Here is a 13,344-nt window from a genome sequence, read left to right on the forward strand (position 1 = left end):
CGGCTAATAGCTTGGATGACCGGCACAACACGCTCAATTTCTTCTTCATCAGATATTGGTGTGTATCCTGGTCTTGTGGACTCTCCCCCAACATCTATTATTTTAGCTCCTTCGGCTACCATTTGCTTTGCTCTACCGACAGCCTGCTCTATCTCATTGAACCTTCCACCATCCGAAAAGGAATCCGGTGTAACGTTAAGAATGCCCATTACAATCGTTTCATTTCGAAAATCTAGAGTGACTCCTCCAGCTTTAAACGATTGTAAATTATGTTTTAAATTCATGTTATACTCTCCTTTTTCCCTGAATACACGCAACGTATTGTTTGTGAAGCTCTTTGTAAACAGGACCGAGATTTCCTAAAAACTGTTTCCCTTCAATACTTTTAATCGGAACCAGCTCCTGAACTGCGTTTGTTATAAAAACCTCTTCTGCAGATTCTAAATGAGTCTTTGTGTAAAAGCCTTCTTCTATATCGCTTGTACAATTTTTTATAATCCATTTTCTCGTCGTTCCATTTAATATTCCAGTTTCTACAGAGGGAGTATAGAGTTTCCCGCCCTTTACCCAAAAGACATTAGAAGTAATACCTTCTGCTACAAAACCTGAGGTATTTACAAAAATCCCTTCCTGATCAGCTAGTGAGTTTAGTTCAAACCTCGCTTGAACATTGTTTGCAAAGTGGTGGGATTTATGACGAATACTGCTCTCCGGAGTATTTCTGACTGTCTTTAACCAGACTGCTGACTTCTCTTTACCACGTATCATCGGAACAATGGGCTTTCGATATAAAATAACGGTTGGTTCCTGATAATTGTTTGGCTGTAATCCTAAATCATGAATACCTGCACTAACGTTTAAACGAAAATACCCGTCTTCCCCTTTATTCGCTTCTGTTAATAAATTCACAGCCTCCAAAATAGCCTGCTTGTCATAAGGCAGGTCTATACGAAAATCGGCCAGTGCCTCTGTGAGTCTCAACCAATGCTCATCCCATAAAAATACGTTGCCATTGTATGTACGAAACGTTTCGAAAAAGCCAAGGCCATATAAGAAGCCATGATCATAGGCTGATATCGTTAATTCACTAGCTTTATATAATTGCCCATTCTTCCAAGCCTCCATTTAGGACAGCTCCTTAGCATAGCAGTGGTCATGCACAAAGTTTTGAATTAGTTTTTTTCCTTCCTCCGTCATGATAGACTCCGGGTGGAACTGTACACCCTCTATTGGAAAATCCTTATGGCGTATTCCCATTATTTCTCCCTCCGCTGTCCAGGATGTAATTTCGAGACAGTCTGGAAGTGAGCCTCTCTCTACTATTAAAGAATGATAGCGAGTAGCAAGGAACGGATTGGGCATATTCTTATTAACACCTTTACCATCATGAAAGACCGGAGACGTTTTCCCATGCATTAATCGTTCTGCACGAATTACATGACCCCCAAAAGCTTGGCCAATGGACTGGTGTCCCAAACAAACCCCTAGCAAAGGTATTTTCCCGGCGAAATAGGTGATTACTTCTAAGCTGATACCTGCCTCGTTCGGGGTACAGGGACCTGGAGAAACAACAATAACTTGAGGTGATAATTGTTCAATTTCCTCTATGGAAAGCTCATCATTACGAACAACCTTTATCTCTACACCACATTCCCCGATATATTGCACTAAATTGTAGGTAAAGGAATCATAGTTATCAATCATCAAAATCATTTGCTTCCTCCTTCCGCCATGGCCTTTGCCTGCCATAAAGCCTTTGCTTTGTTTATGGACTCTTTATATTCTGCGCTAGGCTTCGAATCAATTACTATACCCGCCCCTGCCTGTATATGAGCCATTCTATCTTGTATAAATGCCGTCCGTATAACGATATTAAGCTCTATATCCCCGGTATATCCAAGCCATCCTATAGAACCTGTATATAGTCCTCTTCGAACAGGCTCTAACTCATCTATGATTTCCATGGTTCTTATTTTTGGTGCTCCAGTAATGGTTCCACCTGGGAACATTGCTCGAACTATTTCTGAGTTTGTCGCCCCTTGGCGTAGCTGCCCCTTAACATTTGAAACAATATGCATGACATGGGAGTAACGCTCAATTACCATAAACTCGTCCACTTCCACTGTGCCATAAGCAGAAACGCGACCTAAGTCGTTCCGCTCCAGATCTACAAGCATGACGTGCTCAGCACGCTCTTTTTCATTTTCAATCAGCTCATTGGCCAATAAAAGATCTTCTGCCTCGTCTTTTCCTCTAGGTCTTGTACCAGCGATTGGTCTTGTAGATAGCTCCAGCCCCTTTTTCTTTACCAATAACTCAGGAGATCCTGAAACTATTGCAAACTCTGGTGACTGAATATATGCCATATAAGGAGAAGGGTTGAAGGTACGCAAAGCCTCGTACATTTCAATGGCTGATGCTTTCAACTCTTTAGATTGACGAACTGATAAGTTAACTTGGAAAACGTCTCCTTGAGCAATATATTCTTGAATTTTTAGCGTAGCTTCTTCAAATTCCTCTGAACTCATCGACACATGTAGCTCCGATGAATCCCCTTGAACTTCCATTGCAGCTCCTGGCAAGAAGATTCTAGAGGATATGCCCTGATCGGCTGCCTGTTTATATTGCTCTTCCATTTCCTCTAAATCCTCACTACTGCTAGAGAGCTTCATCAATGTTACTGTTTCAGTCTCCACATCTAACACAGCCCAGCTATCTAGTAGATAAAAGTATATATCCGGTATATGCATATCATCTTCTGAATGGGTTGGTAGCACTTCTATCTTTCTAGCATAATCGTAGCTAATAAATCCAGCTGCTCCCCCTTGAAAATCAGGAAGGCTGTTATCGTAAGAAATCTTATAGTTTGCAATGAGGCGCTCTAGCTCATCTAAAGGCTCACCCTCTATAAATTCCTCCCCTCCTTCTCTCCACTTAACATGGATGCCCTTCTCCTCAGACTTAATAGTAGCTAATGGATTCCAGGCTGCTACAGAAATATGACCGCCTCTCCCACTCTCTAAGAACAGATGATGTGTTTCGTTTTTGGTAAGCTCTTTATATCCATAAAAAAATGCCTCTTTAGACATTTGGAATGAATGTGTATGAAGATGTAATCCCACTATTTTCATTTCCCCCTAAAAACAATCTGACTTCATCTTAACGTGAAACTGTTACTTTTTGCCACAAAAAAGAGAGGAAGTTAACAAACTCCCTCTCGTTAGATTAACTCTTATGAAATTAACTTTCGAAACACATTTAAATTAGTCTTCAAATTGATAAAGAGGTGTACTCAAGTAACGTTCCCCGTTGTCAGGGATAACTGCAAGAACTTTTTTCCCTTTACCAAGTTGTTTCGCTAACTGAAGTGCTCCATAAATAGCAGCACCTGCAGATACTCCACCTAAGATTCCTTCACTTTTAGCAACTTCACGAGAAGTAGCATAAGCATCCTCGTTAGAAACTTGAATAATGGAATCATATAACTCAGTATCTAATACTTCCGGTACAAAGCCAGCGCCAATCCCTTGAATTTTATGTGGTCCTGGTTTACCACCAGAAAGGACACTTGAATCTTTTGGTTCAACTGCAGCAATGTGGATATTCGGGAATTTTTCCTTTAACACACCACCAGCACCTGTAATTGTACCACCAGTACCGATTCCAGCAACAAATCCATCTAATTGGTCAAATGCTTCTACAATTTCAGGACCAGTTGTTAAACGGTGCACCTCTGGATTTGCAGGGTTATTAAATTGTTGTGGCATAAACCAACCGTTTTCATTCGATAGTTCTAGCGCCTTCGCAATTGCACCCTTCATACCATCAGCTCCAGGTGTTAACACTAAATCAGCACCATATGCACGAAGTAAATTTCTACGCTCTAAGCTCATTGTGTCTGGCATTACTAATACAGCTTTATATCCTTTTGCTGACGCAATCATTGCTAGCCCGATTCCTGTGTTACCACTTGTAGGCTCAATAATTGTGCTTTCTGCATTTAATTTGCCTTCTTTTTCAGCATTTTCAATCATTGCTAGAGCAATACGATCTTTTACACTGCTTCCAGGGTTAAAGTATTCTAATTTCACATAAACCTCAGCATCTTCTGGGCTAGTCACTCTGTTTAATTTAACAATCGGGGTTTTACCTATTAAATCCGCTACACTATTCGCTAATTTTACCATTCTACGATTCACTCCTAATCCCTACTTGATTGATAGGTTTTATTTCCTATATCATATCAATCTTTGAGAACTACTGTCAATTAATACAGTTCGCCAAATAAAGTAAATTTTATTATTGACGATTCTTTTAAAATAAGCAGTTCACACACATTTCCATAATTACTAACCTACCCCTTTTACACCAGTACAAACAAAAATTTAAATTCCTGTTCTATATATTCTACGGGACTTTAGACTCTTATATACATTTGTTTCAAAATGAATTCATTTCGCATTCAGTTGGGAGAGCAACATGGTATATTCCCGACAATCTCTTGTGTCGTCTATAAAAAAACGCCCTCCATTGTTAGATTCATCCAACATTGGAGGGCGGTTTAAAGCCTAATTTTTACTGTTCCCCATATATCCATTCTGCATTATATTCCTGCCAGAATGATTCTTGTGTTACAGATTGATTTATTTGACTTAGTGCCAGCTCTCTCTTTATATGACCTTCTACTTTCTCATAAGAGAATGCTTGTCCTTCAAATATATCCTTTACAAGTGCTATTGCATAACGGCCATCCTTAAGAGCGATAACTCCGCTAGTCTTTCCTTCTTTAACCTTCTCTAATGCTTCAACTAAAGCTTCATCTATCGAATCCGTACCTTTAGAGATATAACCCACGTCTCCACCTAAGCTTGCAGAACTTGGGTCTGTAGAACGCTCTCTTGCCAGACCATCAAAGGACGATTCATCCTTTAGCTCTTTTAAAACAGCTTTCCCTTCCTCTTCTGTAGCCACGTAAATAACGCTAGTACGATAGGAAGTTGGGATATTATATAGATTTTTATTATTTTCATAGAAATCTTTAATATCCTTTTCCTTTACATTAACATCTTTTGCTAATACCTTCTCTAAAATAAGGCGAGATCGAATTTTCTTTCGTAATATCTCGTCGTCATATGCCTGAAGGGAAGTGTCTGTACCTTCCCTTGTGGACCTAATAAGCGCTAGCTCAAGATCTATCTCTGCGTCTGTTACTTTAATATCGTTTTTCTTCGCAGCAGCCTCCATGACCTCTGCGTTTACCATATCTAATAATACTTCTTTTCCATAAATTGTTTCCATGGAAGCCATCCATTGCTCTTTCGTAATAATCTTTCCATCAACTGAAGCGACTTCTTCGGATGCCTTTGCTTGTTGATCATTTGGTATTAACCAAGCTATAAACCAAAGTAAGTTTCCAAGTAAAAGTATACCTAGTACAATAAGTACCGGTTTCGTTTTTAAACGTCGTTTAGGTTGAGTTGGAACATTATTATGAATTGATTTCATCGATAAAAGACTCCAATTCATTTACTGAGTAATTATATTTTTCCATACAAAAATGACATTGAGCCTCAGCACCACCGTCTTCTTCAATCATGTCACGGATTTCACTTTCCCCAAGACTGATAATTGCACTACCAAATCGATCTTTAGAGCAATTACATTCAAACTGTACTGGCATCTCATTTAATATTTGAACGTTTTCTTTCCCAAGAATTTCAAATAAGAGTTCCTCTGGAGTCAATCCTCTTTCGATTAACTTAGACACCGGCTCCATCTTATTTAAATGTTCTTCTATAATTGTAATAGTCTCGTCATCTGTCCCTGGTAATAACTGAATGATAAACCCACCAGCAGCCAAAATGGAGTTGTCTGGGTTCACCAATACTCCTAGACCTACTGAGGACGGAACTTGTTCTGAAATAGCGTAATAGTAAGTGAAATCCTCTGCAATTTCTCCAGAAACTATTGGTACTTGTCCTGTGAAGAAATCTCTCATTCCTAGATCTTTGACAATTGTTAAAGTACCCTCTGTTCCTACTGCACGACGAACATCAAGCTTACCTACTGAGTTTAAGTCGAAATGTACTTGAGGATTTGTTACATATCCACGCACCTCACCTTTAGCATTGCTATCGATGATCATAGGACCAATAGGACCGTTTCCTTCTACTTTAACTGTTAACTTATCGTCACCCTTTAACATTGCTCCCATCATAACTGCAGCGGTCATAGATCTACCTAATGCGGCAGAAGCAGTTGGCCACGTTTGATGACGTTGCTGTGCCTCACCTACCGTACCTGTTGTGCGAACTGCAAATGCTCTAACACTTCCTTCAAAAGCTAAAGCTCTAACTAAATAATCATTCATTTATCTCATACCTCTTTCATCTATATTTCGTTGATAAATTAAATACAATCCTTTTAACGTAAGAAAAGGATCAATCATATCCATAATCGTTGTTTCATTACCTATTAAAGGAGCAAGCCCTCCTGTAGATATAACTTTAGGATTCACTTTAGAAACTTTTTTCATCCTATTTACAATGCCCTCCACTTGCCCAACGTATCCAAATACGATACCAGATTGCATGGCGGAAACTGTATTTTTGCCGATTACATGCTCTGGAGTTGTAAGTTCAATTCTAGGAAGCTTACTAGCCTTTTCAAATAATGCTTCTGTTGAAATACCGATTCCCGGAGCTATAGCACCACCCAAGTATTCACCTTTTTCATTTACATAACAGTAAGTGGTTGCAGTACCAAAGTCCACAATAATTAAAGGTGCTCCATATTCATGAATAGCTGCTACTGCATTAACAATACGATCGGCACCGACTTCACGAGGATTTTCATATTTTATATTCAATCCCGTCTTTACACCGGGACCTACAACTAAGGGTTTTATACCAAAATATTTCTTACACATAGCTTCTAAGGAGAACATAATTGGCGGCACTACTGAGGAAATGATAATACCTTCTATTTGTTCGAAAGTTATATTAACATGAGAAAATAGTGCTTTGACCTGCATCCCGAACTCATCCTCTGTTTTACGACGGTCCGTCTCCATTCTCCAGTGATGAATCAGCTGATCGTTATGGTAAATTCCTAGTACAATATTTGTATTCCCTGTATCAAGCACAAGTATCATGAAGATTTTCCTCACTTTTACGTAGATTTCCAACACATCATACCATATTTCCCGAGAAATAAAAAAGCTGAGTGACTCGCCTAAAGACGAAAATCACTCAGCTATATATTTTATTTATCAGTTGGACGCTTTTCTTGAATTGGATCTGAAGTAACATCTGTACGTTCTTCTAGAATAGGACCTGTCTCATGAGACGTGCCTTTTTCTGATGGTAAATCACCAATTGTTGGATCAGAAGAAGCTCCTGTAGCATCGGAATCCTTTTCCTTACTCAAATCAACCTTTTGATCGTTTTGATCGTATTCACGAACTGGTAGTGTTCCATGCTCTTGTAAATGTAAAATTTGAGCAGCATCTAACGTTTCAACATCTAATAACGTATTTGCGATTAAATCTAACAAATCGCGTTTCTCTGTTAAGATCTGTTTAGTTCGTTCGTATTGCTCTTTGATCATCGTTTGCATCTCATGATCAATTTCATATGCAATCTTATCGGAATAATTTTGCTCTGAGTTAAAGTCACGACCTAGGAAGACATTTCCTCCTTGAGTTTGACCAAATTGCATTGGTCCTAGCTTGTCACTCATACCATATTCCGTAACCATTTTTCTGACGATACCAGTAGCACGTTGGAAGTCATTATGAGCTCCTGTAGAAACTTCTCCAAAGACGATATCCTCTGCAACACGACCACCAAGTAATCCTGAAACTTTATCCAGAAGCTCTGGTTTAGTCATGAAGTAACGATCTTCTTTTGGAAGCATTACTGCATATCCACCAGCTTGGCCACGAGGAACAATAGTTACTTTATGAACGACTTCTGCGTCATCTAGTGTTAAACCTACTACTACGTGTCCAGCCTCATGGAAGGCAACAATTTTACGTTCTTTCGGAGATATTACTTTCCCAGATTTAGCTGGTCCAGCAATAACTCGGTCTGTTGCTTCATCAATGTCTGACATATCAATTTTTGTTTTGTTTCTTCTAGCAGCTACCAGGGCAGCTTCATTTAGAAGATTTTCTAAATCTGCTCCAGAGAATCCTGGTGTACGTTGAGCAATTGCTTTCAAATCAACCGTATCATCTAAAGGTTTGTTGCGTGCATGTACTTGAAGCACTGCTTCGCGACCTTTAACATCTGGGCGACCTACTGTAATTTGACGGTCAAAACGTCCAGGACGTAGAAGAGCCGGGTCTAGAATGTCTGGTCTGTTTGTAGCTGCGATGATAATAATACCTTCGTTCGCTCCAAAACCATCCATCTCAACAAGTAATTGGTTTAGTGTTTGCTCACGCTCATCGTGACCGCCACCAAGACCTGCTCCACGTTGACGACCAACTGCATCAATTTCATCTATGAAAATAATACAAGGCGCATTTTTCTTTGCATTTTCAAACAAATCACGTACGCGGGATGCACCGACCCCAACGAACATCTCTACGAAGTCAGAACCACTAATAGAGAAGAATGGCACTCCCGCTTCACCAGCTACAGCACGTGCTAGTAACGTTTTACCAGTACCTGGAGGACCTACTAAAAGTATCCCTTTAGGTATACGTGCTCCAATTTCTACAAACTTGCGTGGATCTTTCAAGAAGTCTACAACTTCTACTAACTCTGCTTTTTCTTCATCTGCCCCAGCAACATCTGGGAATTTCACTTTTTTCTTGTCGTTATCATACAGTTTTGCTTTACTCTTACCGAAGTTCATCACACGGTTACCACCGCCTTGAGATTGGCTCAATAAGAAGAAGAATAAAATGATGATAATCAAGAAAGGAAGTAGACCGGTAAAGAACTGTACCCAGCCACTAGTTTTTGAAGTTTCAATAACATCAATTTGTACATTATTTGCAGTTGCTAGTGAATCTATTCTCTCTAGCACTTTTTCACTATTGTAAGGAAGTTTAGTTAAAAACTTTTCTCCTTCTTCATAGCCCTTCATAGAACCTTCTATAAAGTAAACTCCTTGTTCAGGTTGCATTGAAAAGCTAGTAACATCACCTTTTGAAAGTGAAGTCATAAATTCATCATAACGAATATTTTTAGTAGGGGTATTATTTGTATTGAACGTAGCAAATATTCCTACAATCACAAAAAATATCAATAAATACAATATGGCGTAGCGCAATGCTCGATTCATTCCTAGCCTCCTCACAAGGTAAACAGAAAAACTAATGATTATCTTAACATACGTTTTTTTTGGCGTACAATGAAAAGCCTTCTAAAAAAGAACAAAATTTTAAGGCTTTGTTCATATCTATTAATGACTTTCATAGAGCTTCGCAGCTTCTAATTTAAAAAGAGTAAACTTCTTTTTTAAGAACACCAACGTACGGTAAGTTTCTGTATTTTTCTGCGTAATCTAATCCATAACCAACAACAAAAGCATCTGGAACTATAAAACCAACATAATCAGCTTCTAACTTTACTTTTCTGCCTGTCGGCTTATCCAATAATGTGACAATCTTAATAGATTTTGCTTTACGATACTTGAATAGATCCACTAAATAGCTTAATGTCATCCCACTATCAATGATATCCTCAATAATTAAAATATCTCGGCCCTCTACACTTGTATTCAAATCTTTTACAATTTTCACTTCACCAGAAGAAACAGTAGCATTTCCATAACTAGAAACGTCCATATAGTCCATTTCGATGTATGTATCCACTCGTTTCATCAAATCAGACATAAATGGCATTGCACCTTTTAAAATTCCGATAGCAAGGGGAAATTGGTCCGCATAATCTGCAGTAAGCATAGCTCCAAGCTCATTTGTTTTTTCTTGAATTTGTTCTTCTGTTAATAAAATCTCTAGAATATCTTTCTCTAGCATTTCTAGTCCCCCTAGTCATTTATCTCGCTTTACAAACATTACATAGTTCTGCGAGCTGTGTTGCTTTGAAAATAATTCTCCGTAGCGTAAGCCAATTACTGCAATTATATCATTGTTAGCTTGCACAAGCAGTGGCCAACTCATCCTATCCTCTGGTAAGACCTTCTCATCGATAAATAGACGGGAAACTTTTTTAGAAGAGGACATTCCCTTGATACGTATTCGATCACCTTGTACCTTCTGTCTTATAGAAAGCGGAAAGTGGTGGTTTTCTAATTGTACAAACCATTTCTCTTGGGAAAGATCGTCTGTTAAGTTTCGCGTTAAGTAGATGGAAAAGCCAGCACCGCAATTGATCCAACAATCTTCCGACAAAACAAATTCCCCACGTATAACAGGTGCCGTTTTATGAGCGCTAAATTGTATGTGGTTGTAATGGCGAGTGAGATGAAAAGCATTTGGTAAGTGTAATACCTCATTACCTTCATGATTATTGCAAGCGGCGAGAATGGATTCAATCAATCGATCGTTAAGTAGTATATCGGAGTTTTTGTATAGATACTCTAATAGTAGTAGAATCACTCTTCTTTGTAAAGCAATGGGAACTGTAGAAAAGCTTAGAGAATCTATAACCAATGCCCCTTCCTCATTAACCGTCACAAGCTGTTCATACTTTTTTGCCGCTATCTCTTGAAGGTACTTTTCATCCTGAAGCTGTTTCTCTACAAAATGCATTATGCGATCGCTTATATTTGGATTTTCTTCTTTCAAGAGAGGCACTAATCGATGGCGAATTCGATTTCTTGTATATGTATGTTTGTCATTGCTTGGGTCATGTCTATGAAGTTGTTGTTGGTCCTTTAGATACGTTGCAATCTCTTGCTTTGTAACACCTAGAAAAGGACGGATTATTTGACCACTTGAAAAAGGTCTCTTTTTTGGAATCCCCGTTATCGTGGAGCTAATAGTACCTCTTATTAACGACATCAAGACATTTTCTATTTGGTCATCTGCATGGTGTCCCAACAAAAGCTTGTTATAATTATAGGTTTTCATCACCTCATCGAAAAAGGAATAACGCTCCTGCCTACAAATAACTTGGACATTTCCCCCTTCTTGTTCTACTCTACTCATCACCTCTAACGCAGCAGAATAGAAAGGAAGTTTTAACCGATTAGCTAATTCCTTGACGAATTCGAGGTCCTCGGCAGACTCTTTTCCACGCAATTGATGATCTGTATGAACAATACCAAGCTCACAACTGTAAAAAACCGCAAGTTCCCTCATGGCTAGTACCACTGCAACAGAGTCTGTACCGCCAGAACAAGCGATAAGAAGACGCTCTTTTTCTTCAATCAATCGGTGCTGGTCTATATATTGCTTCACCTTTCGAACGAATGGATGCATCTTCTCATCTCTCCCTTAAAAATAATCTATCTTCATAATTCACTTCTCTATAAACATTTATACTAGTCTAGTGTACCATTTTTTCTTGAAATTTTGCGGCTTGTCTTGGTGAAAATATCGACCATTCCGGTACAGCATGCTTCACCTGCATAAAGATTACAGTTCTATCATCTCCTGGCAATGAGTAGGTTTCCTCTAAAATCTTCACAAATTTTTCTGCACTCATTGTAGGATCCTGTAACACCTTTTTGTAGTAGGCCTCCTGTTTTTCTATTGTTGTATTTGCTGAGAACACACCATCCGATAGCATTAATAATATATCTCCATCTTTAATATCGACCTTTTTCGCCTCTATTGAAAAAGTAGGCAAAAAGCCAAATGGCACATGCTTACTTTCAATTTTACGCATCTCATTACCTCGAATTAGATACGTAGACATACTACCAGCTTTCCAGGACCACAACTCTCCCTTTTGTAAATCTATTAAAGCCAGATCTACCGTAGCATAGCTATCTGAGTCATCTTGTAGACTCATCATATAATGCAATGTATGCATAGTTGTCTCAGGATCCATTTTCTTATGAAGACATTCCCTCATAAACTGCATTACCCTCCTACTTTCCCTATGTGCCTCTACATTATTACCCATCCCATCCGATAAAATAACTGCTAATAACCCCGGGTGTAGCTGGAAAACGGCATGTGCATCTCCTGAATAGATTGTATTTTTACTAGAAGAAGTAAATATATCGTGCGAAACACTAAAGCGGACAGAAGATTTAAATGATACTTGAATATGTTCATATGGGTGATGAACTTCTTTCATCGAAGTTATTTCAAAAGGCTCCTTCCATAGCTCATATAAAATCGGAATTATTAACCTTTCCCCTATCATTTTACCTCTTGCTTCTATTGGCAAACAGCAGACTACCTCCATCTGACCCACATCAATGTTTAATACATCTATTTGATAAAATGGAATATTGCATTGCTGAAATTTCTGTTTCACCTCTTCCTCCTGGGATGTATACAACGCAACATTGTTTTCTAAGTTGTTCATCAGCTCACTCATGTGGTTTCCCATATCTCTCAATTTTAGGGCAAACATCTTTTTACCATGCTGCATTTCATAGGCGAGCTTTCTTTTAGCCTCCCTCTCCTTTAATTCGTGCATTATTTGTAATGGTTTAACGCATTTAAATTGCATTTTCTTTTCTAACTGTATCCTAGCCTTTTTAGGTTGCTCCTCCCATTGTTGAATAAGACTCGGTATGCCGTTTGATTTTGCCCCCCAACATTTTTCATAATGAAAACAAGACTGACAAGTTACTAATGTTTCTACCCTCTCCTCACTTGCTGCTTTAGGTTCAAATCGATCTGATATAAAACGCGTAATAAAATCCACAAAGTGTTGAAATTCCTGTAACTGATGATTCACCTTTTCAGTCATCCACTTCTGTCTTCTTAATAAGACATGCGTCGTGTCAGGATAAAGTTGTTCCTTTAAATCCTTAATCCATGTAGAAGGAATCATAAAAAAGATTAGCGAGGCCGCTACCAATGAGCCAATATAAACCGAATCTAGAGGTAACGTTCGATCGTATAGTAGAAAGAAAAATGTGGCACCAAGCATACTGAATGCCTGCCAGAGTCTGCCAAATCTTTTATGAAGACCCGCTAAGAAACCGGTCAGAGCATAAACTGCAATCATTCCACTAAAGCTTAAGGTAGAAATACTTAATACCGTGCCCGCCAGGACTGCCACAACGGTAGAAAGTTGCACACCTCCTACCGCGGCAGCAACAGCAATTACTAGATGTGCAACTATTAACGGTACCCAAACATAACCAATGATAAAGGATGACATACCAGTTAGTACTAGGACCCCTATCAATAAAGCAGAGCCCATCCTTTCCATTGTCCATTTTTTATGGATCAATTCG

12 protein-coding genes are annotated in these 13,344 nt (G+C 38.8%); all 12 read right to left on the reverse strand.

Going from position 1 to position 13,344, the window contains the following annotated elements; genetic code table 11:
* Positions 1 to 284 (reverse strand): dihydropteroate synthase (locus AC06OU_RS12585; protein ID WP_475856179.1); only part of this gene is annotated, 284 nt, incomplete at its 3' end.
* Between the two features lies 1 nt (position 285).
* The gene (pabC, locus tag AC06OU_RS12590) at positions 286 to 1,125 is read right to left on the reverse strand and encodes an aminodeoxychorismate lyase (RefSeq protein ID WP_475856181.1); all 840 of its coding nucleotides are present in this window, start codon (positions 1,123 to 1,125) and stop codon (positions 286 to 288) included.
* The gene (gene pabA, locus AC06OU_RS12595) at positions 1,126 to 1,713 is read right to left on the reverse strand and encodes an aminodeoxychorismate/anthranilate synthase component II (RefSeq protein WP_475856183.1); all 588 of its coding nucleotides are present in this window, start codon (positions 1,711 to 1,713) and stop codon (positions 1,126 to 1,128) included.
* The gene (locus AC06OU_RS12600; RefSeq protein ID WP_475856185.1) at positions 1,710 to 3,131 is read right to left on the reverse strand and encodes an anthranilate synthase component I family protein; all 1,422 of its coding nucleotides are present in this window, start codon (positions 3,129 to 3,131) and stop codon (positions 1,710 to 1,712) included. The genes pabA and AC06OU_RS12600 overlap by 4 nt, the downstream gene beginning before the upstream one ends.
* A gap of 132 nt (positions 3,132 to 3,263) precedes the next feature.
* On the reverse strand, positions 3,264 to 4,187 hold the full coding sequence (gene cysK / locus AC06OU_RS12605) for a cysteine synthase A (protein ID WP_475856187.1): 924 nt from the start codon (positions 4,185 to 4,187) through the stop codon (positions 3,264 to 3,266).
* Positions 4,188 to 4,575: 388 nt separating this feature from the next.
* Positions 4,576 to 5,505 carry a peptidyl-prolyl cis-trans isomerase gene (locus tag AC06OU_RS12610; protein WP_475856189.1) on the reverse strand — a complete coding sequence of 310 codons (930 nt, stop codon included), beginning with the start codon at positions 5,503 to 5,505 and terminating at the stop codon, positions 4,576 to 4,578.
* Entirely contained in the window at positions 5,489 to 6,370 is an 882-nt protein-coding gene (gene hslO / locus AC06OU_RS12615; protein WP_169360372.1) for an Hsp33 family molecular chaperone HslO, read from the reverse strand. Before hslO ends, AC06OU_RS12610 begins: the two co-directional genes overlap by 17 nt.
* Complete coding sequence (locus AC06OU_RS12620; protein ID WP_169360371.1) at positions 6,371 to 7,153, reverse strand: type III pantothenate kinase; 783 nt, start codon at positions 7,151 to 7,153, stop codon at positions 6,371 to 6,373.
* Positions 7,154 to 7,263: 110 nt separating this feature from the next.
* Complete coding sequence (ftsH, locus tag AC06OU_RS12625) at positions 7,264 to 9,297, reverse strand: ATP-dependent zinc metalloprotease FtsH (RefSeq protein WP_475856190.1); 2,034 nt, start codon at positions 9,295 to 9,297, stop codon at positions 7,264 to 7,266.
* Positions 9,298 to 9,451: 154 nt separating this feature from the next.
* Entirely contained in the window at positions 9,452 to 9,994 is a 543-nt protein-coding gene (gene hpt, locus AC06OU_RS12630) for a hypoxanthine phosphoribosyltransferase (protein WP_169360369.1), read from the reverse strand.
* A gap of 15 nt (positions 9,995 to 10,009) precedes the next feature.
* A complete protein-coding gene (tilS, locus tag AC06OU_RS12635; protein WP_475856192.1) occupies positions 10,010 to 11,401 on the reverse strand; it encodes a tRNA lysidine(34) synthetase TilS in 1,392 nt (463 codons plus the stop codon).
* Between the two features lie 67 nt (positions 11,402 to 11,468).
* Positions 11,469 to 13,344 (reverse strand): SpoIIE family protein phosphatase (locus tag AC06OU_RS12640; RefSeq protein ID WP_475856193.1); only part of this gene is annotated, 1,876 nt, incomplete at its 5' end.

Source organism: Psychrobacillus sp., from assembly GCF_056205495.1.

Bases quoted from the DNA above. Each gene is read 5' to 3' on its own strand.
- pabA (WP_475856183.1), bottom strand. From the start codon at position 1,713: ATGATTTTGATGATTGATAACTATGATTCCTTTACCTACAATTTAGTG.
- AC06OU_RS12600 (WP_475856185.1), bottom strand. From the start codon at position 3,131: ATGAAAATAGTGGGATTACATCTTCATACACATTCATTCCAAATGTCT.
- hslO (WP_169360372.1), bottom strand. From the start codon at position 6,370: ATGAATGATTATTTAGTTAGAGCTTTAGCTTTTGAAGGAAGTGTTAGA.
- cysK (WP_475856187.1), bottom strand. From the start codon at position 4,187: ATGGTAAAATTAGCGAATAGTGTAGCGGATTTAATAGGTAAAACCCCG.
- ftsH (WP_475856190.1), bottom strand. From the start codon at position 9,297: ATGAATCGAGCATTGCGCTACGCCATATTGTATTTATTGATATTTTTT.
- pabC (WP_475856181.1), bottom strand. From the start codon at position 1,125: ATGGAGGCTTGGAAGAATGGGCAATTATATAAAGCTAGTGAATTAACG.
- hpt (WP_169360369.1), bottom strand. From the start codon at position 9,994: ATGCTAGAGAAAGATATTCTAGAGATTTTATTAACAGAAGAACAAATT.
- AC06OU_RS12620 (WP_169360371.1), bottom strand. From the start codon at position 7,153: ATGATACTTGTGCTTGATACAGGGAATACAAATATTGTACTAGGAATT.
- tilS (WP_475856192.1), bottom strand. From the start codon at position 11,401: ATGCATCCATTCGTTCGAAAGGTGAAGCAATATATAGACCAGCACCGA.
- AC06OU_RS12610 (WP_475856189.1), bottom strand. From the start codon at position 5,505: ATGAAATCAATTCATAATAATGTTCCAACTCAACCTAAACGACGTTTA.